Source organism: Bordetella ansorpii, from assembly GCF_900078705.1.
Lineage (GTDB): Bacteria > Pseudomonadota > Gammaproteobacteria > Burkholderiales > Burkholderiaceae_B > Bordetella > Bordetella ansorpii_A.
The window spans coordinates 465,370-488,718 of record NZ_FKIF01000002.1 but is presented as its reverse complement, the minus strand read 5'-3'; the positions used below and the strand labels follow the sequence as shown (position 1 = coordinate 488,718).

The window sequence follows — 23,349 nt, the reverse complement described above, 5'->3', positions numbered from 1 at the left end:
GCGGTTTCATTACTTGGCCCGAGCGGCGATGACTTCGTCAGCGACGTTCTTGGGAGCTTCAGCGTAGTGCTTGAATTCCATCGTGTACGTGGCACGGCCTTGCGTTTGCGAACGCAGGCTGGTCGCGTAACCGAACATCTCGGCCAGGGGGACTTCGGCCTTGATGACCTTGCCGCCACCCATGATGTCGTCCATGCCCTGCACCATACCGCGGCGGGACGACAGGTCGCCCATCACGGTACCGGCGTAGTCTTCCGGCGTTTCCACTTCAACGGCCATCATGGGCTCGAGCAGCACGGGGCTGGCCTTGCGCATGCCGTCCTTGAAGGCCATCGAGCCGGCCATCTTGAACGCGTTTTCGTTCGAGTCGACGTCGTGGTACGAACCGAAGAACAGCGTGACCTTCACGTCCACCACCGGGTAGCCGGCCAGGATGCCCGAGGGCAGCGTTTCCTGGATACCCTTGTCCACCGCGGGGATGTATTCGCGAGGAACCACACCGCCCTTGATGGCGTCGACGAATTCGTAGCCGCCGCCCGGGGGCAGGGGCTCGACCTTCAGAACGACGTGACCGTACTGGCCGCGACCGCCCGACTGCTTGACGAACTTGCCTTCGATTTCCTCGCAGACCTTGCGGATCGTTTCGCGGTAGGCAACCTGGGGCTTGCCCACGTTGGCTTCCACGCCGAATTCGCGCTTCATGCGGTCAACCAGGATTTCCAGGTGCAGCTCGCCCATGCCCGAGATGATGGTCTGGCCGGATTCTTCGTCGCTGCGAACGCGGAACGACGGGTCTTCCTGCGCCAGGCGCGACAGCGCCAGGCCCATCTTCTCCTGGTCGGCCTTCGACTTGGGTTCGACGGCCTGCGAAATCACGGGCTCGGGGAACTCCATGCGCTCCAGCGTGACCGGCGAGTCGACATCGCACAGCGTCTCGCCGGTGATGACGTCCTTCAGGCCCACGACGGCGGCGATGTCGCCGGCCAGAACTTCCTTGATTTCCTCGCGGTTGTTCGCGTGCATCTGCAGAATGCGGCCGATACGTTCCTTCTTGCCCTTGATGGGGTTCAGGATCGTGTCGCCCGACTTCAGCGTGCCCGAGTAGACGCGCACGAAGGTCAGCTGGCCCACGAACGGATCGCTCATCAGCTTGAACGCCAGCGCCGAGAACTTCTCGTTGTCGTCGGCCTTGCGGGTGACTTCCTTGCCATCGTCGTCGATGCCGTCGACCGGCGGAATGTCGATCGGCGAGGGCAGGTAGTCGATGACGGCGTCGAGCATGCGCTGCACGCCCTTGTTCTTGAAGGCGGTGCCGCACAGCATCGGCTGGATTTCGCCGGCGATCGTGCGCTGGCGGATGGCCAGGTTGATCTCGGCTTCTTCCAGGCTGCCCGTTTCGAGGTACTTGTTCATCAGTTCCTCGGACGACTCGGCAGCCGCCTCGACCAGCTTTTCACGCCATTCGGCGGCGGCGCCTTCCAGTTCGGCCGGAATGTCGACGTAGTCGAACTTCGTGCCCTGGCTGGCTTCGTCCCACAGGATGGCCTTCATCTTGATCAGGTCGACCACGCCGGCGAACGTATCTTCGGCGCCGATCGGGATCACGATGGGCACGGGGTTGGCGCGCAGGCGAACCTTCAGCTGGTCATAGACCTTGAAGAAGTTGGCGCCGGTGCGGTCCATCTTGTTGACGAAGGCCAGGCGCGGCACGCCGTACTTGTTGGCCTGGCGCCAGACGGTTTCCGACTGGGGCTGAACGCCGCCCACCGCGCAGTACACCATGCAGGCGCCGTCGAGCACGCGCATGGAACGTTCCACCTCGATGGTGAAGTCCACGTGGCCCGGGGTGTCGATGATGTTGATGCGGTGCTCGGGATAGTTACCAGCCATGCCGCGCCAGAACGCCGTCGTTGCTGCCGACGTGATGGTGATGCCGCGCTCTTGCTCTTGCTCCATCCAGTCCATCGTGGCTGCGCCGTCGTGGACTTCGCCAATCTTGTGATTGACGCCGGTGTAGAACAGGATGCGTTCGGTAGTGGTGGTCTTCCCTGCATCGATGTGCGCAGAGATACCAATGTTGCGATAGCGCTCGATCGGGGTTTTGCGGGCCATGGTGGATTAGTCCAGTTGATTTACCAGCGGAAATGGCTGAAGGCCTTGTTGGCCTCGGCCATCTTGTGCGTGTCTTCGCGCTTCTTCATCGCGGCGCCACGCCCTTCAGATGCGTCGATGAGCTCGCCGGCCAGGCGCAGGTCCATCGACTTTTCGCCGCGCTTCTTCGCGGCTTCACGCAGCCAACGCATGGCCAGGGCCAGACGGCGCACGGGGCGCACTTCGACCGGGACCTGGTAGTTGGCACCACCCACGCGACGGCTCTTGACCTCGACGATGGGCTTGATGTTGTTGATGGCCAGAGAGAAGACTTCCAGTGGCTCTTTGCCAGTCTTGCTCTGAACCTGGTCGAGGGCGCCGTAAATGATGCGTTCTGCGACGGCCTTCTTGCCATCCAGCATGACGACGTTCATGAACTTGGCGAGCTCGACGCTGCCGAACTTGGGATCGGGCAGGATCTCGCGCTTGGGTACTTCGCGACGACGGGGCATTTCTTGCTTCCTTGTGTCTGTTCAGTTGAACCGTGCTTCTTTACACGGCCATGGCCGTCCATTCAGACGACCCCTTACGTTCCGCGCCTCCCGGCATCGGGCCGGCACGTTTGCACTATCCAATCAACGGCTTGCCGCTGCCTGGACTACTGCGGATACTGCTTCAGGCCTTCTTCGGGCGCTTGGCACCGTACTTCGAACGGGCCTGCTTACGGTCCTTGACGCCTTGCAGGTCGAGGGAACCGCGCACGATGTGATAACGCACACCGGGCAAGTCCTTCACACGGCCGCCGCGCACCAGGACCACCGAGTGCTCTTGCAGGTTGTGGCCTTCACCGCCGATGTACGAAATGACTTCGTAGCCGTTGGTCAGGCGAACCTTGGCGACCTTGCGCAGAGCCGAGTTCGGCTTCTTCGGGGTGGTGGTGTAGACGCGCGTGCAGACGCCGCGGCGCTGCGGGCAGTTTTCGAGCGCAGGGCTCTTGCTCTTGATGATGCTGACTTCGCGCGGCTTGCGCACGAGTTGGCTGATGGTAGGCATGACCTTTGAAATCCCTTTTACGTACCACTGGAAGTACTTTGGAGTACTGGCGACTCCTCCGGCGCCGGATGCCGTGGCGCTGGATGGAGGCAGTTCACACTAGACGCCAAACCGCCTCGAACGTCGCATACGTAAAAGAGCGGGTCTTGCGGGTTTTGCATGAACTTATCTTGCACAACTAGCATGACAATTCATCTGCACGCCTGCCGTCGATTTCCGTCCCGGGTTGTGCAGCCGGGAAGTGCTTCTAGCCAGGTTTTGTTGCGCGCGGGACGTCTGAGCCGTCATTGCAAAAACCAGGGGTCTGAACCAGACATGAAACCCGAACTAGGGGTTTACCCTGATACCTGCTGGCGAGCCTTTTCGCGCAGATGAAGTAGCGAGCCCGAGAGGTTAGCTCAAAAGGGCCGAGTTGTCAAAGTTGCTGGGAAGCAACGCGGCCGGGAGGCCGCGCAGGACGAAAATCAGGGGTTGGCGAACAGGTAGCCGCTGCCGTAGACCGTGCGGATCGGCAGCGTGACGCCGGCCAGTTCGGCCTTGCGGCGCAGGCGGCTGATGATGACGTCGATGCTGCGCGCCCCGGTGGTGCGGCCGGCCTCGCCTTCGCTGGCCAGTTGGGCGGCCAGGTCGGCGCGGCCGATCGAGCGGCCGGACAGGTCCAGCAGCGCGCGCACGATCAGACGCTCATTCGCGGACAGCGACAGATGCACGCCAGCGGGCGCGATCAGCGTCCAGTCCTGGTCGCGCAATTCCCAGCGGCCGGTATCGGTGGGGGGGCCCGGTTCGGCGTGGGCGCCGATCGTGGGCAGCAGCCGGCGCGCCAGGGCGACCGTCACACAGGCCAGCTCGCGCTCGTCGACGGGCGACGGCAGGCAGGCGTCGGCGCCGCTTTGCAGGCAGCGCAGCCTGGCTTCCAATGTCAGTTGGGCGCCCGTGACGACGATGCCCAGATCCGCCGCGCCGCGCAGGCGCGTGATGACGGCATATCCAAGCTCACCCAGTTCGGAGAGATCCAGCACGACGATGTGGCAGTCGACCTCTTCCAGCAGGCCGAACAGTTCCAGCGGCGTCGTGCAGCCGCGAGCGACGACGCCGGCCTGCCCCATTGCCGCCAGCGAGCGCTCGCGGTAGGTGTCGTCCGTGGTCATGATCAGAATGCTGAGTTGCTTCATCGTGATCTCGCTGAGTCCGCATGCATCGGTTGCCATGTTGGTCGATGCGATTCCTGTACAACGTAATTGACACAGTGTGGCTGGTCGTTGCGTGATACATCCAGTCAAAATCCGTTAACTTTGCAATGATTGACATTTGTATCGCTTGGGGGGTTTTGTGAGCGGGTGCTTGCGTTATCATCCGCCAAGCATGCGAATCGCTGCGGCGAATTCGACCTCTTCCCTCGCCCCGACCAAAGCGCAAAACCGATGAAGATCGCGTCGCTCGAGGACGATCTCGACCAGGCTCGTCACATCCAACAGACCCTCCGGGGCGCCGGGTACGAATGCGACAGCTTCCAGCTCAGTCTCGACCTGCTGGCGGCGCTGCGCACCACTGCATACGACCTGGTGGTACTTGACTGGCAACTGCCCGACATGGACGGCGACGAAGTCGTGCGCCAGTTGCGCAGCAATTTCGGGTTCGCCATTCCCATCATCTTCGTGACCAGCCGCAATCAGGAAGAAGACCTGGTGCGCGGCCTGCAGGCTGGCGCGGATGACTACATCCCCAAGCCCCTGCGGCCGGCCGAGCTGCTGGCGCGCGTGGCCGCGCTGCTGCGCCGGTCCCAGCCCGCCACGCCCGCGCATGCCGCGTTCACCGTCGCGGCCTACCGCATCGATCCCGGCGAGCGCAGCGTGCAGCTGGATGGCAACAGGATCGTGCTGGCGCCCAAGGAATACGAACTGGCGCTGCTGTTCTTCCGCAACCTGGGCAGGCTGCTTTCACGCGACGTACTGGCGGAACGCGTCTGGAACCGCGAGATCCCCGCGACGTCGCGCACGCTGGACACGCATCTGTCCAACATCCGGCAGAAGCTGCAGTTGCGCCCCCAGCACGGGGTGCGGCTGACGTCATCGTATGCCCTGGGCTACCGCCTCGACCTGGTCGCCCTAGAGGACGCCGGCGCCACGGTCGACGCCTGACCCGGCCCACGCTCGAACCAGGAGTCCTTCCGATCGTGTGCCAGCCCCCCGCCTCCGTCGTCCCCGCAGCGGCCTGCCCGGCCTGTTGCGCCGGCGCGGTCACGCCAGCGGCCTGGTAACCCATGCTCGGCGGCCCTCCCCGTCGGCGGCTCGGCATCCACTCCGCCCCCCTGCTGATCGGCTTCCTGACGCTGGTCGCGGCCTTGCTGGGCTCGATGAACGGCCTGGGCCGCTTCGACCAGGCGTTCTACGACCGCGCGGTGATCGCCGCCGAACGCCCCGCTTCCGATGACGTCCTGCTGGTCACGGTGGACGGCCAGACGGTGGAGGCACTGGGCCGCGGCCCCTGGAGCCGCGCGGTGCATGCCGCCCTGCTCGGCCGACTGCAGAACGCGCGCGCGGTGGGTCTCGATTTCCGCCTCAACGAACATGACGCCATCGATCCGGACGGCGACGCCGCCTTGGCTGAAGCCCTCCGCGCCAACGGGCGCGTCGTGCTGCCCGTGGCATTGAACCCGCTGCCACGGCCTTCTTCGCTCGAACCGGCCTTGCCGCAGTTGGCCAGCGCGGCGGCGGCCCTGGGCTTCACCAACGTCCCCCCCGATAGCGACGGCGTCATCCGCCAGGCGGTCTGGCGCGCCACGCTGAACGAACGGAACTGGCAGCACATGGCGCTGGCCATGCTGCAGGCCGGCGGCGAAGCCGGTCTGGCCCAGGCACTGACGCGCCGGCTGGGCGATTCAGGAGAGGGCGGCATCCCCTACAGCGGCCCACCGGGCCACCTGCGCACTGTCTCGTACCTCCAGGTGTTGCAGGGACGCGTGCCCGCGGCCTGGATCGAGGACCGGTACGTGCTGGTGGGCCGCGGCGTCACGGCGGGCGGCGATGCCTATCGCACCCCCGGCTCCACGCCCGGCAACGGCATGTCCAGCGTGGAACTGGTGGGCAACATGCTGCAGGCGGCCCGCCAGGACCTCGTGATCCAGCCCGCCGCCACCTGGCTCAATGCGCTGGCGTGCGCGCTGCCCGTGCTGCTGCTGGGCCTGGCGCTGCGTCATCTGCCGCCGCGCGGCGCCCTGCTCCTGACGGGGCTGATGCTGGTGCTGGTGCTGGCGGGCGCGTTCCTGATGCTGCGCTACCTGCAGGTCTGGTTCGCCCCATCGGCCGCGCTGCTGGGGCTGGCGCTGAGCTATCCGCTCTGGAGCTGGCGCGGCCAGGAAGCCGTGCTGCGCCACATGGATTACGAGCTCAAGCGCTTGCGGCAGGAGTACCCGCCCATCATGGGCGAATCGCGCCAACTGGCGCTGGGCGCCAACTGGTCCGTGGAAGACCGGTTGGACGAGCTGCGCCAGGCCCTGACGCGCGTGCGCAACCTGCGGCGCTTCCTGGCCGACAGCCTGGACGGCATTCCCGACGCGACGATGGTGTTCGACGCCGGCGGCCGACTGCAGTTCTGCAACCGCGCCGCGCTGGATTACTTCCGCGGCCTGGGCGTGCGCGCGCCGCGCAATGGCCAGCCGGCGGCATGGCTGATGGAGAAGATCGTGGCCGACGCCACGGCGCGCAGCGAGATCAACCGGGCGTTGCATGACCTGCATCCCGATGAGCGCGAGGCCCCCTGGAGCCTCGACCAGGAAGTGCGCGACTACGCCGGCCGCAGCTTCATCGTGAAATGCGCGCCGATCCGCAATGACGAGGACGCGTTCGCCGGCAGCGTCGTCACGCTGAGCAACATCACCGAAATCCGGGCCGCCGAGCGCAAGCGCGAGGAGACACTGCGCTTCGTGTCGCACGACATGCGCGCGCCACAGAACTCCATCCTGGCGCTGGTCGACCTCAGCCGCGGCCTGGCGCAATCGCCGCAAGGAAAAGAGGCCTGGTCCCGCGTGGAACAACAGGCGCATCGCACGCTGCGCCTGGTCGACGATTTCGTGCATCTGACGCGCGCCGAATCCTTGAAGATCGGCGATACACGCGTGGACCTGACCGCGCTCGTCCTGGATGCGATGGACGACGTATGGGCGCTGGCGCAGGCGCGCGGCATCGCACTTGAGCCGCAGGAAATGCCGCAGGCCTTCGTGCGCGGCGATCATGCCCTGCTGCGGCGTGCGCTGAACAATCTGCTGGACAACGCCATCAAGTACACGCTCGTCGGCGGCCACGTCAGCACGGCGCTCTACGCCGATGGCGCCCATTGGGTCGTCGCGGTCACCGATGACGGCGTGGGCATCGCTGCCGAAGACGTCTCGCAACTGTTCCAGGCCTTCTCACGGGTGGGTGCGACGCGTTCGGACACGGGCGGCGCCGGATTGGGCCTGGCTTTCGTGCATACCGTAGCCACGCGCCATGGCGGCGGCGTGCAAGTCTCCAGCCGCAGCGGCGCGGGTTCGACGTTCACCCTGAGCCTGCCCGCCGACATGGCGGACGACGAAGACGAGAGCCCTTGCGCGCAATAGGCGCGCCACGGGGCTCGCAGCCGTTCAGTCGAAGCTGTACGACAGCACCGATTGGCGCCCTTCCTTCACCGTCAGCGTGCCCCGGTAAGGCGGCAGATTGGCGTTGCGCACCACGACGCTGTACTGGCCTGGCGCCAGCCGGATCTCCTTCAGCGGTGGGCTGACGCCACGCCGCACGCCATTGACCCACAGTTCGCCCCAGGGATGGATGTTGACGCGAACACGTACCCACGGCGCCGGCGAGGCGATGGGTGGCGCGGGCGGTTCGGTGGCCTCGGACTCCTCCGGCTTGCCCTCTTCGTCGTCCCTGCCTGCATCGGACTGGGCGGCCGGCCCGTCCTCGGTGCGGGTCTCCGCGTCGAGGGCGCGGGCAGACAGTGTCGCCAGGCCCGGCGGCTCGGGAGGATCTCCGTCTTCGGCCGCGGGCGTGGCCGGGCTCGCGCCGCCCGCGCGAGGACTGCCGCGCATCGGATCGACGCTTTGGGGAGTGCCCGGCGGCGAGACTTCCGAGCGCGTGATGATGAGGCTGCCGGGCGGCGCGGCAAACCGGTTCCACCAGTACACTCCGACGCCTGCCCCTACCGTCAGCACCAGCACGATCAGCAGGAACGTGCGCCATCCGGCACGGGCGGGCTCCGGCTGCACGACCGCGGGTGGCGCGGGCGGCGGCATGGGCAGCGGCGGTTCGGCGGCGCTGGTCAGCAGCGTGGCCGGGATGTCCATCTGCTGGGCGAACTCTTCCAGCGTCTGGGGACGGTTGCGCGGATCGACGGACAGGGCCACATCGAGCGCGCGCAGGAAGCCCGTGTCGTACTTGGCGAGATCGCGCTGCGCCAAGGGGCGGTATGTGTCCTCGTCCAGGCGCTCGGACGCCGGCGGCGGACGCATGCCCGTGACCAGCGAGTGCGCCACGGCGGCCAGGGCATAGACATCGGTCCACGGCCCGCGCGGCCACTGCGGACCCGTGGCATAGAGCTCGGGCGGCGCGTAGCCGGGTTCGGGCACGCCGGAAGGCGGCTCGGCGATGTAGGGCGGCCCGCTGACGGTCATCAGATGGGCCCGGCCGGTCTCGTCCAGGCCGACCGAATGCATGCTGATGTCGGCGCGTATCAGGCCTTGATTGTGCAGCGCCTGCAAAGGCGCGACGAGTTCGGCCAGCACCCGCTTGATGCGGGATTGCGGGACTCCGCCGGCCGTGGTGGCGGCAATGGCGCTGAGTGGGCGATACGCCAGGGGCGCCGCACCGGCGAAGGGATTGCGCTGCGTGGAATAACCGGCAGTAGCAGACATGAGCGTGAATATCTGGCAACAGGGGCCGCGGCGGCCACTTCGGGCGAACCACCGCGGGCATGCATTACGGATACACCAGCCGGACATCCTGGCCGATCGGGATGCCTCCTCGAAGCGGGAAGAATATACCAACCGGGCCAATCCGCTGGTAAGCAAACATCAACGCTTGGAAGCATTCGACACGAACCCGGCCGGCATGGCCGCCAAGCGTGCGAACCCGCCACGACCCTCCGCGGATTCGCAGATCCGCCACCATCGGCGCACCAGTGAAAAGGGCTGCCGATTCGCATCGGCAGCCCTTTTCAGGACGCCCGACCCCATGCGGGATCGGACGGTACGTGGCAGCGTGCCCCAGGCTTACTCGGCGTTGCCCGCGGCGTCATCCGGAGACGGCACGTCGGACTCGGCACCGACCGTGACCGGCGCTTCCTCGAACGGGTTGGCTTGCTGGCGGGCGGCTTCGCGTTCCGCGGCCTCCAGCGACTCCTTGTCCTTGCGGGCAAGGTGATAGGCCAGACCGGTACCGGCCGGGATCAGACGGCCGACGATGACGTTTTCCTTCAGGCCACGCAGGTCGTCGCGCTTGCCCATGATGGCGGCTTCGGTCAGCACGCGCGTCGTTTCCTGGAACGATGCGGCAGAGATGAACGAGTCGGTCGACAGCGAGGCCTTGGTAATGCCCAGCAGCACGTTCTCGTAGATCGCGGGACGCTTGTTCTCGGCCAGCACGCGGTCGTTCTCGTTCAGCAGTTCCGAACGCTCGACCTGTTCGCCGGGGATGAACTCGGCATCGCCCGGATCGACGATATGCACACGGCGCAGCATCTGGCGCACGATCACTTCGATGTGCTTGTCGTTGATCTTCACGCCCTGCAGGCGGTAGACGTCCTGCACTTCGTCGACGATGTACGTCGCCAGCTTCTCGATGCCCTGCAGGCGCAGGATGTCGTGGGGATCGGCCGGGCCGTCCACGATCATTTCGCCCTTGTTCACCACCTGGCCGTCGTGCACCAGCACCTGCTTTTCCTTCGGGATCAGGAACTCGTGGCTCACGCCTTCCAGGTCGGTGATGACCAGGCGCTGCTTGCCCTTGGTGTCCTTGCCGAACGAGACCGTGCCGGTGACCTCCGCCAGCATGCCGGCATCCTTCGGGGAACGGGCCTCGAACAGCTCGGCCACGCGCGGCAGACCGCCGGTGATGTCGCGGGTCTTCTGCGATTCCTGCGGGATACGCGCCAGGATCTCGCCGACCGACACCTGCTGCGCGTCGCGCACCGTGATCAGCGCGCCCACCGGGAACGAGATGTTCACCGAGTGATCGGTGCCGGCGATCTTGACGTCTTCGCCGGCATCGTTGACCAGCTTGATCTGCGGACGCATGGCGACCTTGCCGCCGCGCGTCTTGGGCGTGATGACCACGAGGGTCGACAGGCCGGTGACTTCGTCGACCTGCTTGGCCACGGTCGCGCCTTCCTCGATGTTCTCGAAGCGCACGGCGCCCGCGTATTCCGACACGATCGGACGGGTCAGCGGGTCCCACGTCGCCAGGCGCGCGCCGGCCTTGACGGCCTCGCCATCGCCCACCAGCACGGTCGCGCCGTACGGGATCTTGTGGCGTTCGCGTTCGCGGCCGTTGTCGTCGCTGATGACGATCTCGCCCGAACGCGAGATGGCCACGCGCTCGCCCTTGGCGTTGGTGACGTAACGCATCGTGCTGGCGAAGCCCACGTTGCCGCTGGACTTCGTTTCCACCGCGCTGGCCAGGGCCGAACGCGAAGCGGCGCCGCCGATGTGGAACGTACGCATCGTCAGCTGCGTGCCCGGTTCGCCGATCGACTGGGCGGCGATGACGCCGACCGCCTCGCCGACGTTCACGTGCACACCGCGGCCCAGGTCGCGGCCGTAGCAGTGCGAGCACAGGCCATGGCGCGTTTCGCAGGTCAGCGGCGTGCGCACCTTGACTTCGTCGATGCCCAGGCGGTCGATCACGTCGACCAGGTCTTCGTCCAGCAGGGTGCCGGCCGCGATGGCGGTTTCCTGCGTGTCCGGATTGACGATGTCGATGGCGGCCACGCGGCCCAGGATACGGTCGCGCAGCGGCTCGATGACTTCACCGCCTTCGACCAGGGCCTTCATCGAGTAACCCTGCGAGGTGCCGCAGTCGTCTTCGATGATGACCAGATCCTGCGTCACGTCGACCAGGCGGCGCGTCAGGTAACCCGAGTTCGCGGTCTTCAGTGCCGTGTCGGCCAGGCCCTTACGTGCGCCGTGGGTCGAGATGAAGTACTGAAGAACGTTCAGGCCTTCGCGGAAGTTGGCGGTAATCGGCGTCTCGATGATCGAGCCGTCCGGCTTGGCCATCAGGCCGCGCATGCCGGCCAGCTGGCGGATCTGGGCGGCGGAGCCCCGCGCGCCCGAGTCGGCCATCATGTAGATCGAGTTGAACGATTCCTGGCGCACTTCCTCGCCGTGGCGGTTCACCACGGGTTCGGTCGCCAGTTGCTCCATCATCGCCTTGCCGACCTTGTCGCCGGCCTTGCCCCAGATGTCGACCACGTTGTTGTAGCGCTCTTGCGACGTGACCAGGCCCGACGAGTACTGCTTGTCGATTTCCTTCACTTCGCGGCTGGCTTCGGCCAGGATGCCTTCCTTGGCCGACGGGATCAGCATGTCGCCCATCGCGATCGAGATGCCGCCGCGCGTGGCCAGGCGGAAGCCCGACTGCATCAGCTTGTCGGCGAAGATCACGGTGTCGCGCAGGCCGCAACGGCGGAACGACTGGTTGATCAGGCGCGAGATTTCCTTCTTCTTCAGCGCCTTGTTCAGCACCGTGAAGGGCAGGCCCTTGGGCAGGATCTCGGACAGCAGCGCGCGGCCGACCGTGGTCTCGTGGCGGCGGATCACCGGCTGCCATTCGCCCTGGTCGTCGCGTTCGTACTCGGTCAGGCGCACGGTGATGCGCGTCTGCAGTTCGACTTCGCGGTTGTCGTAGGCACGCTGCACTTCGGCGACGTCGGCGAAGAAGATGCCTTCGCCCTTGCCGTTGATGCGCTCGCGGGTCGTGTAGTACAGACCCAGCACGATATCCTGCGACGGCACGATCGACGGTTCGCCGTTGGCCGGGAACAGCACGTTGTTCGAGGCCAGCATCAGCGTGCGGGCTTCGAGCTGGGCTTCCAGCGACAGCGGCACGTGAACGGCCATCTGGTCACCGTCGAAGTCGGCGTTGAACGCCGCGCAGACCAGCGGGTGCAGCTGGATGGCCTTGCCTTCGATCAGCACGGGCTCGAACGCCTGGATGCCCAGGCGGTGCAGCGTCGGCGCGCGGTTCAGCATGACCGGGTGCTCGCGGATCACCTCTTCGAGGATGTCCCACACCACCGGTTCCTGGCTTTCCACCAGCTTCTTGGCGGCCTTGATGGTCGTGGCCAGGCCCATCATCTCCAGGCGATTGAAGATGAACGGCTTGAACAGTTCCAGGGCCATCAGCTTGGGCAGGCCGCACTGGTGCAGCTTGAGCTGCGGACCCACCACGATGACCGAACGGCCCGAGTAGTCGACGCGCTTGCCCAGCAGGTTCTGGCGGAAGCGGCCGCTCTTGCCCTTGATCATGTCGGCCAGCGACTTCAGCTGGCGCTTGTTGGCGCCCGTCATGGCCTTGCCACGGCGGCCGTTGTCCAGCAGCGAGTCGACGGCTTCCTGCAGCATGCGCTTTTCGTTGCGCAGGATGATCTCGGGGGCCTTCAGCTCCAGCAGGCGCTTGAGGCGGTTGTTGCGGTTGATGACGCGGCGGTACAGGTCGTTCAGGTCGGAGGTCGCGAAGCGGCCGCCGTCCAGCGGCACCAGCGGACGCAGGTCCGGCGGCAGCACGGGCAGCACTTCCATGACCATCCACTCGGCCTTGATGCCGGACTTCTGGAAGCCTTCCAGCACCTTCAGGCGCTTGGAGATCTTCTTGATCTTGGCTTCCGAGCTGGTGGCCTTGAGTTCGGCGCGCAGCGTCTCGACTTCGCGGTCGATGTCGATGGTGCGCAGCAGTTCGCGCACGGCTTCCGCACCCATCAGGGCGCTGAAGTCGTCGCCGTACTCTTCGGTCTTGGCCAGGAAGTCGTCATCGGACATGATCTGGCCGCGCTTGAGCGGCGTCATGCCGGGTTCGATCACGCACCAGGCTTCGAAGTACAGCACGCGTTCGATGTCGCGCAGCGTCATGTCCAGGACCATGCCCAGGCGCGAGGGCAGGCTCTTCAGGAACCAGATGTGCGCGACGGGGCTGGCCAGCTCGATGTGGCCCATGCGCTCGCGGCGCACCTTGGCCACCGTGACTTCGACGCCGCACTTTTCGCAGATCACGCCACGATGCTTCAGGCGCTTGTACTTGCCGCACAGGCACTCGTAGTCCTTGATCGGCCCGAAGATCTTGGCGCAGAACAGGCCGTCGCGCTCGGGCTTGAAGGTACGGTAGTTGATCGTCTCGGGCTTGCGGACTTCGCCGAAAGACCACGAACGGATTTTCTCGGGCGAGGCGATGCCGATCTTGATGGCATCGAACTGCTCGTCTTGAGAGACTTGCTTGAAGAGGTCGAGTAGCGCTTTCATCAGTTACGCTCCAAATCCATGTCCAGGGCCAGCGATCGGATTTCCTTGACCAGCACGTTGAACGATTCCGGCATGCCGGCGTCGATGACGTGATCGCCCTTGACGATGTTTTCGTAAACCTTGGTACGGCCGGTGATGTCGTCGGACTTCACCGTCAGCATTTCCTGCAGCGTATACGACGCGCCATAGGCTTCCAGGGCCCACACTTCCATTTCCCCGAAACGCTGGCCGCCGAACTGCGCCTTGCCGCCCAGCGGTTGCTGGGTGACCAGCGAGTACGGGCCGGTCGAGCGCGCGTGCATCTTGTCGTCGACCAGGTGGTGCAGCTTCAGGTAGTGCATGTAGCCGATGGTGACCGGACGCTCGAACTGCTCGCCGGTACGGCCGTCGAACAGCCATGCCTGCGTGCGCGACGGGGTCAGCTGCATGCGGCGGGCCACCTCGTCGGGGTACGCCAGTTCCAGCATCTTGGTGATTTCTTCCTCGGTGGCGCCGTCGAAGACGGGCGTTGCCAGCGGCACGCCGTTCTTCAGGTTGCGCGCCATTTCGAGGATTTCATCGTCGGACAGCTCTTCCAGGCGGGCGCCGGAGCCGGTCGTGTTGTAGACCTTCTCCAGGTAGCCGCGCACGTTCTTGACCTGCGCGGTGCGCTCGTCGCGGAACATGTCGGCGATACGATGGCCCACGCCCTTGGCTGCCCAGCCCAGGTGCACTTCCAGAACCTGGCCGACGTTCATCCGCGACGGCACGCCCAGCGGGTTCAGCACGATGTCGGCGGGGGTACCGTCGGCCATGTGCGGCATGTCTTCCACCGGAGTGATGCGCGAGACCACGCCCTTGTTGCCGTGACGCCCGGCCATCTTGTCGCCAGGCTGCAGACGACGCTTCACGGCCAGGTAGACCTTGATCATCTTCAGCACGCCCGGGGGCAGTTCGTCGCCCTGCGTCAGCTTCTTGCGCTTCTCCTCGAAGGCCAGGTCGAACTGGTGGCGCTTCTGCTCCAGCGATTCCTTGGCTTGTTCGAGGACGACCGCGTGCTGCTCGTCGGACAGGCGGATGTCGAACCACTGCCAGCGGTCCAGATCGACCAGGTATTCCTTGGTGATCGTGGCGCCCTTGGCCAGCTTGCGCGGGCCGCCGTTGACGGCCTTGCCGACCAGCATCTTCTCGATACGGTCGAACTGGTCGTTTTCAACGATGCGCAGCTGGTCGTTCAGGTCCTGGCGGTAGCGGCGCAGTTCATCGTCGATGATGGACTGGGCACGCTTGTCGCGCACGATGCCTTCACGCGTGAACACCTGCACGTCGATGACGGTGCCGACCATGCCCGAGGGCACGCGCAGCGAGGTGTCCTTCACGTCGGAAGCCTTCTCGCCGAAGATGGCGCGCAGCAGCTTCTCTTCCGGCGTCAGCTGGGTCTCGCCCTTGGGCGTGACCTTGCCGACCAGCACGTCGTCGGCGCCGACTTCGGCGCCGATGTAGACGATGCCCGAGTCGTCCAGGCGGTTGAGCTGGGTCTCGGCCAGGTTGCTGATGTCGCGCGTGATCTCTTCCGGTCCGAGCTTCGTGTCACGGGCGACGACCGTCAGTTCCTCGATGTGGATCGAGGTGTAGCGGTCATCGGCCACGACGCGTTCCGAGATCAGGATCGAGTCTTCGAAGTTGTAGCCGTTCCAGGGCATGAACGCGATCAGCATGTTCTGGCCCAGTGCCAGTTCGCCCAGATCGGTCGATGCGCCGTCGGCCAGCACGTCACCCTTGGCGACCAGGTCGCCGCGGGCGACGATGGGACGCTGGTTGATGTTCGTGTTCTGGTTGGAACGGGTGTACTTGATGAGGTTGTAGATGTCCACGCCCACTTCACCGGCGACGTTCTCGTCGTCGTTGACGCGGATCACCACGCGCTCGGCGTCGACGTGGTCGACGATGCCGCCACGCAGGGCCTGCACGGTGGTGCCGGAGTCGACCGCCACGGTGCGCTCGACGCCCGTGCCGACCAGCGGCTTCTCGGGACGCAGGCACGGCACGGCCTGGCGCTGCATGTTGGCGCCCATCAGTGCGCGGTTCGCGTCGTCGTGCTCCAGGAACGGAATCAGCGAGGCCGCGACCGACACGATCTGCGACGGCGCCACGTCCATGTAGTGCACGTTGGCCGGCGAGGTCAGCATGGTTTCGCCCGCTTCGCGGCAGGCCACCAGGTCATCGGTGAAGCGGCCTTCTTCGTCGAGCTGGGCGTTGGCCTGGGCGATGACGTAGTGGCTTTCCTCGATGGCCGACAGGTAGTCGATCTGGTCGCTGACGCGGCCGTCGATGATCTTGCGGTAGGGCGTTTCCAGGAAGCCGTACTCGTTCAGACGAGCGTACAGCGCCATGGAGTTGATCAGGCCGATGTTCGGACCTTCAGGCGTTTCGATCGGGCAGACGCGGCCGTAGTGGGTCGGGTGCACGTCGCGCACCTCGAAGCCGGCGCGTTCGCGCGTCAGACCGCCCGGGCCCAGTGCGGAAACGCGGCGCTTGTGCGTGATTTCCGACAGGGGGTTGGTCTGGTCCATGAACTGCGACAGCTGGCTCGAACCGAAGAACTCCTTGATGGCGGCCGAGATCGGCTTGGAGTTGATCAGGTCGTGCGGCATCAGGTTTTCCGTCTCGGCCTGGCCCAGACGTTCCTTGACGGCGCGCTCGACACGCACCAGGCCGGCGCGGAACTGGTTCTCGGCCAGTTCGCCCACACAGCGCACGCGACGGTTGCCCAGGTGATCGATGTCGTCGATCAGGCCACGGCCGTTACGCAGCTCGACCAACACCTTGATGGTTTCAAGGATGTCTTCGTTGGTCAGGGTCATCGGACCGTTGTCGTCGTCGCCTCGACCCAGGCGGCTGTTGACCTTCATGCGGCCGACGCGCGACAGGTCGTACGTTTCCTCGCTGTAGAACAGGCGCTGGAACAGGGCCTCGACAGCTTCTTCCGTGGGCGGTTCGCCGGGACGCATCATGCGGTAGATGGCCACGCGGGCAGCCATCTGGTCGACGGTTTCGTCGGTGCGCAGCGTCTGCGAGATGTAGGGACCGCGATCCAGGTCGTTCGTGTACAGCGTCTGGATGTCCAGCACGTTGGCCGCGCGCAGCGTGGCCAGCACGCTTTCGGTGATCTCGTCGTTGGCGTGGGCCACGATCTCGCCGGTCTCGGGGTCGACCACGTTCTTGGCCAGCACGCGGCCGAACAGGAAGTCCTCGGGCACGGACACGTACTGGATGCCGGCGGCAGCCATGTCGCGCAGGTGCTTGGCGTTGATGCGCTTGTCTTTCTCGACGATGACCTTGCCTTCACGGTCCGAGATGTCGAAGCGGGCCATGTCGCCCTTCCAACGCTCGGCCACGAATTCCATCATCGCGCCTTCGCTCTTCAGGTCGAAGTTGTCGAAGTCGAAGAAGTGGGCCAGGATCGAATCCGGCGTCATGCCGATGGCCTTCAGCAGGATCGTCACCGGCATCTTGCGGCGGCGGTCGACGCGGAAGAACAGCACGTCCTTCGGATCGAATTCGAAGTCCAGCCACGAACCGCGGTAGGGAATCACACGGGCCGAGAACAGCAGCTTGCCGGAGCTGTGCGTCTTGCCGCGGTCGTGTTCGAAGAACACGCCGGGGGAACGGTGCAGCTGCGACACGATGACGCGTTCGGTGCCGTTGATGACGAACGAACCGGTGGTCGTCATGAGCGGCATTTCGCCCATGTAGACTTCCTGTTCCTTCACTTCCTTGATGGTCGGCTTGCTGACTTCACGGTCCAGCAGCACCAGACGGACCTTGGCGCGCAGGGGCGACGCGAAGGTCAGGCCACGTTGCTGGCACTCTTTGACATCGAACACCGGCTCGCCCAGCGCGTAGCTGACGAACTCCAAGCGCGCCATTCCGTTGTGGCTGACAATCGGGAAAATCGACGAAAACGCCGCCTGCAGACCGTCGTTGGCCCGCTCAGCAGAGGGCGTATCCGATTGCAGGAAAGTTAGGTAGGATTGAAGCTGAGTCGCAAGCAGGAAAGGAACGTTTTGAACGTCTTCTCGCTTGGCGAAGCTTTTGCGGATGCGCTTTTTTTCGGTGTACGAGTAAGGCATGAGCACTCCGACTCGAGGTTGCATGGGCCGTCAACCACGGCCCGGGGTGATACGACTCCAGGAAGCCCCGCTGAAATCCATCCCCTCAGCAGGGGCTTCCTGGAAACGCAAAAGCCCGGGGACGGCAAACTGCGCTGTCCCCGGGCACGTACGACAAGGTCTTACTTGACTTCGACCTTGGCGCCAGCTTCTTCCAGCTTCTTCTTGGCGGCTTCGGCGTCAGCCTTGGCCACGGCTTCCTTGACAGGCTTCGGAGCGCCGTCGACCAGATCCTTCGCTTCCTTCAGGCCCAGGCCCGTCAGTTCGCGAACGGCCTTGATGACGCTGACCTTGTTCGCGCCGGCTTCCAGCAGGACGACGTTGAACTCGGTCTGCTCTTCAGCAGCGGCGGCGGCGCCACCAGCGGCCGGAGCGGCCACGGCCACAGCGGCGGCAGCAGCCGACACGCCGAACTTCTCTTCCATTTCCTTGATCAGCTCGGACAGTTCGAGCACGGTCATGCCAGCGATGGCGTCAAGGATTTCAGCTTTGTTAAGTGCCATTTTCTTTAGAACTCCAAAATTGGGTAATGCCAGGTTTGGTTGTCGCTTTGTCGTTCAGCGATATCCGGACCAGGTGCCTTAAGCGGCGGCCTTCTGGTCGCGCACGGCGGCGAGGCCACGGGCGAACTTGGTCGGAACTTCGTTGAGCGTACGCACGAATTGCGCGATCGGGGCTTGCATGGTGCCCAGCAGCTTCGAGAGCAACTCTTCACGCGACGGCATGGTGGCCAGAGCCTTCACACCTTCAGCGTTCAGCAGGCTGTTGGGCAGCGAACCACCCTTCACAACCAGCTTGTCGTTGGTCTTTGCGAAGCCAGCGATCACCTTGGCCGCCGCGACCGGGTCAGTGCTGATGCCATAGATCAGCGGACCGGTCAGTTGCTCGGACAACGGCTCGAAAGCCGTGCCGGCAACAGCACGACGGGCCAGCGAGTTCTTCAGAACTCGCAGATAAACGCCCGATTCACGCGCAGTTTTGCGCAGTACGGTGACAGAGGCGACGTCCAGACCACGGTACTCAGCGATGATGATCGATTGCGCGTTGGCCACTTGTGCCGACACTTCTTCGATCACGACCGCTTTCTCTTGGCGATTGAGACTCACGGTTTGAACACTCCATCAAAAGACGCTTGGGGCGAAGAGCCTTGCGCGTCAACCGAATGCGGCGCCTGGTCGAGTTCTTCGAGTAAAGAATTCTTCCTGGGGACGCCGTCTACGCTGGATCCGAACATCACTAGCTTCGGGATTAAGCGCCCTGCCCCGATGCTGCCTGGGACGGGGTGCTCCAGCGGTCTTTGACAGCTGCATCCGGAGGTTTCCCCCCGGACACGGCCCAAAGTACAGTACGTGCCGTCGGTACGGGGCTTAGGCCGCCGTAGCCGTCAGCGAAGCGAGTTCCACACGCGCGCCGCCGCCCATCGTGGACGAGACAGCCAGCTTGCGCAGGTAGATACCCTTGGCAGCCGCGGGACGAGCCTTTTGCAGGGCGTCGACCAGAGCGGCCAGGTTGGTTTGCAGCTGATCCACGCCGAACGAGGCGCGGCCGATCGTGGCGTGGATGATGCCGGCCTTGTCGGTACGGTATTGCACCTGACCCGCCTTGGCATTCTTCACGGCGGTGGCGACGTCGGGCGTCACGGTGCCGACCTTGGGGTTCGGCATCAGGCCACGGGGACCCAGCACCTGACCCAGGGTACCGACCACGCGCATGGTGTCGGGCGAGGCCACGACCACGTCGAAGTCGATCTGGCCAGCCTTGATGCGCTCGGCCAGGTCTTCCAGGCCGACGATGTCGGCGCCGGCGGCACGCGCCTGCTCGGCCTTGTCGCCCTGGGCGAACACGGCCACGCGGACGGACTTGCCGGTACCGGCGGGCAGCACCACGGAGCCACGGACCAGTTGGTCGGACTTCTTGGGATCGATGCCCAGTTGCACGGCCACGTCGATGGACTCATCGAACTTGGCGGTGGCGGTTTCCTTGACCAGGGTCAGGGCTTCGGAGACGGGATACAGCTTGACGCGATCGATCTTCTGAGCGATTGCGGCGGCGCGCTTGGACAGTTTTGCCATGATCAGATGCCCTCGACGGTGATGCCCATGCTGCGGGCGCTGCCAGCGATCGTACGGACGGCGGCGTCCAGGTCGGACGCGGTCAGATCGGGTTGCTTGGTCTTGGCGATTTCTTCAGCCTGGGCGCGCGTCAGCGTGCCGACCTTGTCGGTGTGCGGCTTGGGGGAACCCTTCTGCACGCCGGCGGCCTTCTTGATGAGGACCGTCGCGGGCGGGGTCTTCATGATGAAGGTGAAGCTCTTGTCGGCGAAAGCGGTGATCACCACCGGAATCGGCAGACCGGGCTCCAGGCCCTGGGTCTTGGCGTTGAACGCCTTGCAGAATTCCATGATGTTCAGGCCGCGCTGACCCAGAGCCGGGCCAATCGGGGGGGACGGGTTTGCCTTACCAGCCGGCACTTGCAGCTTGATAAAGCCGACGATTTTCTTCGCCATGCTTTGCTCCTTGCGGGTACGAACGCCAGGCGGTTGACGCCAGGCTCCCCGGGGTTAATGAAAAAGCCAGATCAGGTCTTTTCGACCTGGCTGAAGTCGAGCTCGACAGGGGTGGCGCGACCGAAGATGGTCACGGACACACGCACCTTGCTCTTTTCGTAGTTGACTTCCTCGACGTTGCCGTTGAAGTCTGCAAACGGACCTTCCTTCACGCGAACCATCTCGCCCACTTCGAACAGCACCTTGGGGCGGGGTTTCTCGACACCCTCTTCCATCTGGGAGAGGATCTTCTCGACTTCACGTTCGGAAATCGGCGTGGGACGGTTGCCCGAGCCACCCAGAAAGCCGGTGACGCGGTTGGTGTTCTTGACCAGGTGCCAGGTCTCGTCGGTGAGGTCCATCTCGACCAGGACATAGCCCGGGAAAATACGACGCTCGCTGATGGACTTCTGGCCGCCCTTCATTTCGACGACTTCTTCGGAAGGCACCAGGATGCGACCGAACGAGGTCTGCAGGGCAGCTCGGTCGATGCGCTCGATCAGGGCCTTCTGAACGCTTTTTTCCATGCCGGAATAGACATGGACGACATACCAACGTTTGCTCATCGCGTCGTCCTTGTTACTTCCAACCCAGCAAGATACCGTACAGGATCCACTCGATGCCCTTGTCCAGCAGCCACATGAACAGGCCCATGACCGCGACGAAGGCGAACACGATGCCCGTCATCTGCATGGTTTCCTTGCGCGTCGGCCAGGACACCCGCTTGACTTCGTTGTACGACTCTTGACCGAAGCTGATGGTGCGGCGGCCAGGCTCGCTGAACCAGGCGATGACGGCGGCAATGACCAGGCTGCCGATGAACACGCCAACGCGCGCGACCAGGGGCTGCGCGCTGAGCACGGAGAACCCGACGATGCCGGCGATGATGACGAGAACAGCCAGGCCGAGCTTGACCCGGTCGGCAGTGCTGGTTACGGTTTCTACGTTGGTATTGGTAGACATTTTGCTACGCGAACCCGATTCTCAGGCGTTCGCGCCATACTCCGGCGTGTTGGCTGGAGGGTGCCGATCGGTGGCAGGGGCAGTAGGAATCGAACCTACAACCTTCGGTTTTGGAGACCGACGCTCTGCCAATTGAGCTATACCCCTAAAAACTTGCTGGTACGGTTCCTGATCCACCGCAACGACTGCTACTTGCGGAACATCGATCTGCTGGCCGTGCCGCCAGCGCATTCGCCACTTTGGCATGCGCCGCTGCCCAACAGACCACGGAACCATACATTGTACTACTTTTACAGCAAACATGGATAGAGAAGCCGAAAGGCCACCCTATCCATGTGGGTAACGGCGGAAACCGCCGCTAGCCGGTATTACTTGAGGATCTTGGCGACGACGCCGGCGCCGACGGTACGGCCGCCTTCACGGATGGCGAAGCGCAGGCCTTCTTCCATGGCGATGGGGGCCAGCAGCTTGACGGTCATCGTCACGTTGTCGCCCGGCAGCACCATTTCCTTGTCGGCCGGCAGGTCGATCGTGCCCGTCACGTCCGTCGTGCGGAAGTAGAACTGGGGACGATAGCCGTTGAAGAACGGGGTGTGACGGCCGCCTTCTTCCTTGGACAGGATGTACACCTCGGACGTGAAGTCCGTGTGCGGGGTGATCGAGCCCGGCTTGGACAGCACCTGGCCGCGTTCGACGTCTTCGCGCTTGGTGCCGCGCAGCAGGATGCCGACGTTGTCGCCTGCCTGGCCCTGGTCCAGCAGCTTGCGGAACATTTCCACGCCCGTGCAGGTCGTCTTGACCGTCGGCTTGATACCGACGATTTCGATTTCCTCGCCGACCTTGACCACGCCGCGCTCGATACGGCCGGTCACCACCGTGCCACGACCCGAGATCGAGAACACGTCTTCGACGGGCATCAGGAACGCGCCGTCAACCGCGCGCTCGGGCGTCGGGATGTACGTGTCCAGCGCCTGGGCCAGCGCCATGATGGCCTGCTCGCCCAGCTCGCCCTTGTCGCCTTCGAGCGCCAGCTTGGCCGAACCCTTGACGATCGGGGTGTCGTCGCCCGGGAAGTCGTACTTCGACAGCAGTTCGCGAACTTCCATTTCCACCAGTTCGAGCAGCTCGGCGTCGTCCACCATGTCGGCCTTGTTCAGGAAGACGATGATGTACGGCACGCCCACCTGGCGGCTCAGCAGGATGTGCTCACGCGTCTGCGGCATCGGGCCGTCAGCGGCCGACACCACCAGGATCGCGCCGTCCATCTGCGCGGCGCCCGTGATCATGTTCTTCACGTAGTCCGCGTGGCCCGGGCAGTCAACGTGCGCGTAGTGGCGCGTTTCCGTTTCGTACTCGACGTGGGCCGTGTTGATCGTGATGCCGCGCGCCTTTTCCTCGGGAGCAGCGTCGATCTGGTCGTAGCCCTTGGCTTCGCCGCCGAACTTCGTCGACAGAACCGTCGTGATCGCTGCCGTCAGCGTCGTTTTGCCGTGGTCAACGTGACCAATCGTACCCACGTTCACGTGCGGCTTGGTACGTTCAAACTTGCCTTTTGCCATGGCTGACTCCTGACCTGGGGATTGAAGCTTCTGACTTGAAGAGAAGGACTAGCGAGAATTCGTGGTGCCCATGACGCGGATCGAACGCGTGACCTCTCCCTTACCAAGGGAGTGCTCTACCACTGAGCCACATGGGCATGCAAAACCTGGAGCGGGTGAAGGGAATCGAACCCTCGTCGTAAGCTTGGAAGGCTTCTGCTCTACCATTGAGCTACACCCGCGGCATTACCCGTTCACCTGCTTTTAAACCTACGCGCTTGCCGCCAACCGCCTGGCAAACAAAAACCAGGCAGACTGCACCTGGGCCTGTTCACCTTGCCGCCGCCACAAGCACACGTTGCTTTCGGCGAACAGCCTGGCTGACTGCAAAATTCTTTGGTGGAGGAGGTTGGATTCGAACCAACGTAGGCGCAAGGCCAACAGATTTACAGTCTGCCCCCTTTAACCACTCGGGCACCCCTCCAGCGAAGATTTGAGATTATGCATGCTTCGATACGCCGTGTC

At 64.4% G+C, this 23,349-nt stretch carries 16 protein-coding genes and 4 tRNA genes; 2 read left to right on the top strand and 18 right to left on the bottom strand.

Going from position 1 to position 23,349, the window contains the following annotated elements; all coding sequences use genetic code 11:
* Nucleotides 1-9 precede the first annotated feature (9 nt).
* The 4 genes from fusA to A6745_RS05860 form a co-directional block, all read right to left on the bottom strand.
* The gene (fusA, locus tag A6745_RS05875) at nucleotides 10-2,112 is read right to left on the bottom strand and encodes an elongation factor G (protein ID WP_066124679.1); all 2,103 of its coding nucleotides are present in this window, start codon (nucleotides 2,110-2,112) and stop codon (nucleotides 10-12) included.
* A 20-nt stretch (nucleotides 2,113-2,132) separates the two neighbouring features.
* Nucleotides 2,133-2,603, bottom strand: coding sequence for a 30S ribosomal protein S7 (gene rpsG / locus A6745_RS05870; protein ID WP_066124678.1), 471 nt, complete (start codon nucleotides 2,601-2,603; stop codon nucleotides 2,133-2,135).
* 163 nt (nucleotides 2,604-2,766) lie between these two features.
* Complete coding sequence (gene rpsL / locus A6745_RS05865; protein WP_005017264.1) at nucleotides 2,767-3,144, bottom strand: 30S ribosomal protein S12; 378 nt, start codon at nucleotides 3,142-3,144, stop codon at nucleotides 2,767-2,769.
* A 464-nt stretch (nucleotides 3,145-3,608) separates the two neighbouring features.
* Nucleotides 3,609-4,352, bottom strand: coding sequence for a response regulator transcription factor (locus A6745_RS05860; RefSeq protein WP_231885918.1), 744 nt, complete (start codon nucleotides 4,350-4,352; stop codon nucleotides 3,609-3,611).
* A gap of 213 nt (nucleotides 4,353-4,565) precedes the next feature.
* On the opposite strand from A6745_RS05860, the gene A6745_RS05855 reads away from it, so the two are divergent.
* The gene (locus A6745_RS05855) at nucleotides 4,566-5,282 is read left to right on the top strand and encodes a response regulator transcription factor (protein WP_066124677.1); all 717 of its coding nucleotides are present in this window, start codon (nucleotides 4,566-4,568) and stop codon (nucleotides 5,280-5,282) included.
* Nucleotides 5,283-5,404: 122 nt separating this feature from the next.
* Nucleotides 5,405-7,738: a CHASE2 domain-containing protein gene (locus A6745_RS05850; RefSeq protein ID WP_066124674.1), complete on the top strand. Its 2,334-nt coding sequence runs from the start codon at nucleotides 5,405-5,407 to the stop codon at nucleotides 7,736-7,738.
* Nucleotides 7,739-7,762: 24 nt separating this feature from the next.
* On the opposite strand, the gene A6745_RS05845 is transcribed toward A6745_RS05850, so the two are convergent.
* From A6745_RS05845 to A6745_RS05780, 14 genes are all read right to left on the bottom strand, one after another.
* Nucleotides 7,763-9,028, bottom strand: coding sequence for a serine/threonine-protein kinase (locus A6745_RS05845; protein ID WP_066124672.1), 1,266 nt, complete (start codon nucleotides 9,026-9,028; stop codon nucleotides 7,763-7,765).
* A gap of 357 nt (nucleotides 9,029-9,385) precedes the next feature.
* On the bottom strand, nucleotides 9,386-13,627 hold the full coding sequence (gene rpoC, locus A6745_RS05840; RefSeq protein WP_066124670.1) for a DNA-directed RNA polymerase subunit beta': 4,242 nt from the start codon (nucleotides 13,625-13,627) through the stop codon (nucleotides 9,386-9,388).
* A complete protein-coding gene (rpoB, locus tag A6745_RS05835) occupies nucleotides 13,627-17,739 on the bottom strand; it encodes a DNA-directed RNA polymerase subunit beta (protein ID WP_066124668.1) in 4,113 nt (1,370 codons plus the stop codon). The genes rpoC and rpoB overlap by 1 nt, the downstream gene beginning before the upstream one ends.
* Before the next feature lie 161 nt (nucleotides 17,740-17,900).
* On the bottom strand, nucleotides 17,901-18,281 hold the full coding sequence (gene rplL, locus A6745_RS05830; RefSeq protein ID WP_006216571.1) for a 50S ribosomal protein L7/L12: 381 nt from the start codon (nucleotides 18,279-18,281) through the stop codon (nucleotides 17,901-17,903).
* 78 nt (nucleotides 18,282-18,359) lie between these two features.
* A complete protein-coding gene (gene rplJ, locus A6745_RS05825; protein WP_066124666.1) occupies nucleotides 18,360-18,884 on the bottom strand; it encodes a 50S ribosomal protein L10 in 525 nt (174 codons plus the stop codon).
* Between the two features lie 261 nt (nucleotides 18,885-19,145).
* On the bottom strand, nucleotides 19,146-19,850 hold the full coding sequence (rplA, locus tag A6745_RS05820) for a 50S ribosomal protein L1 (RefSeq protein WP_066124664.1): 705 nt from the start codon (nucleotides 19,848-19,850) through the stop codon (nucleotides 19,146-19,148).
* Between the two features lie 2 nt (nucleotides 19,851-19,852).
* Complete coding sequence (gene rplK / locus A6745_RS05815) at nucleotides 19,853-20,284, bottom strand: 50S ribosomal protein L11 (RefSeq protein ID WP_066124661.1); 432 nt, start codon at nucleotides 20,282-20,284, stop codon at nucleotides 19,853-19,855.
* Nucleotides 20,285-20,355: 71 nt separating this feature from the next.
* Nucleotides 20,356-20,889, bottom strand: coding sequence for a transcription termination/antitermination protein NusG (gene nusG, locus A6745_RS05810; RefSeq protein WP_066124659.1), 534 nt, complete (start codon nucleotides 20,887-20,889; stop codon nucleotides 20,356-20,358).
* 13 nt (nucleotides 20,890-20,902) lie between these two features.
* Nucleotides 20,903-21,286 (bottom strand): preprotein translocase subunit SecE, encoded by a 384-nt coding sequence (gene secE / locus A6745_RS05805; RefSeq protein WP_066124658.1) that lies wholly within the window; start codon nucleotides 21,284-21,286, stop codon nucleotides 20,903-20,905.
* Between the two features lie 71 nt (nucleotides 21,287-21,357).
* Nucleotides 21,358-21,433 (bottom strand) — tRNA-Trp (locus A6745_RS05800).
* Nucleotides 21,434-21,654: 221 nt separating this feature from the next.
* The gene (gene tuf, locus A6745_RS05795) at nucleotides 21,655-22,845 is read right to left on the bottom strand and encodes an elongation factor Tu (RefSeq protein WP_066124657.1); all 1,191 of its coding nucleotides are present in this window, start codon (nucleotides 22,843-22,845) and stop codon (nucleotides 21,655-21,657) included.
* Nucleotides 22,846-22,907: 62 nt separating this feature from the next.
* Nucleotides 22,908-22,982, bottom strand: a tRNA-Thr gene (locus A6745_RS05790).
* A gap of 10 nt (nucleotides 22,983-22,992) precedes the next feature.
* Nucleotides 22,993-23,066, bottom strand: a tRNA-Gly gene (locus A6745_RS05785).
* Nucleotides 23,067-23,221: 155 nt separating this feature from the next.
* Nucleotides 23,222-23,308 (bottom strand) — tRNA-Tyr (locus tag A6745_RS05780).
* Nucleotides 23,309-23,349 lie beyond the last annotated feature (41 nt).

Bases quoted from the DNA above. Each gene is read 5' to 3' on its own strand.
- fusA (WP_066124679.1), bottom strand. From the start codon at position 2,112: ATGGCCCGCAAAACCCCGATCGAGCGCTATCGCAACATTGGTATCTCT.
- rpsG (WP_066124678.1), bottom strand. From the start codon at position 2,603: ATGCCCCGTCGTCGCGAAGTACCCAAGCGCGAGATCCTGCCCGATCCC.
- rpsL (WP_005017264.1), bottom strand. From the start codon at position 3,144: ATGCCTACCATCAGCCAACTCGTGCGCAAGCCGCGCGAAGTCAGCATC.
- A6745_RS05860 (WP_231885918.1), bottom strand. From the start codon at position 4,352: ATGGCAACCGATGCATGCGGACTCAGCGAGATCACGATGAAGCAACTC.
- A6745_RS05855 (WP_066124677.1), top strand. From the start codon at position 4,566: ATGAAGATCGCGTCGCTCGAGGACGATCTCGACCAGGCTCGTCACATC.
- A6745_RS05850 (WP_066124674.1), top strand. From the start codon at position 5,405: ATGCTCGGCGGCCCTCCCCGTCGGCGGCTCGGCATCCACTCCGCCCCC.
- A6745_RS05845 (WP_066124672.1), bottom strand. From the start codon at position 9,028: ATGTCTGCTACTGCCGGTTATTCCACGCAGCGCAATCCCTTCGCCGGT.
- rpoC (WP_066124670.1), bottom strand. From the start codon at position 13,627: ATGAAAGCGCTACTCGACCTCTTCAAGCAAGTCTCTCAAGACGAGCAG.
- rpoB (WP_066124668.1), bottom strand. From the start codon at position 17,739: ATGCCTTACTCGTACACCGAAAAAAAGCGCATCCGCAAAAGCTTCGCC.
- rplL (WP_006216571.1), bottom strand. From the start codon at position 18,281: ATGGCACTTAACAAAGCTGAAATCCTTGACGCCATCGCTGGCATGACC.
- rplA (WP_066124664.1), bottom strand. From the start codon at position 19,850: ATGGCAAAACTGTCCAAGCGCGCCGCCGCAATCGCTCAGAAGATCGAT.
- rplK (WP_066124661.1), bottom strand. From the start codon at position 20,284: ATGGCGAAGAAAATCGTCGGCTTTATCAAGCTGCAAGTGCCGGCTGGT.
- nusG (WP_066124659.1), bottom strand. From the start codon at position 20,889: ATGAGCAAACGTTGGTATGTCGTCCATGTCTATTCCGGCATGGAAAAA.
- secE (WP_066124658.1), bottom strand. From the start codon at position 21,286: ATGTCTACCAATACCAACGTAGAAACCGTAACCAGCACTGCCGACCGG.
- tuf (WP_066124657.1), bottom strand. From the start codon at position 22,845: ATGGCAAAAGGCAAGTTTGAACGTACCAAGCCGCACGTGAACGTGGGT.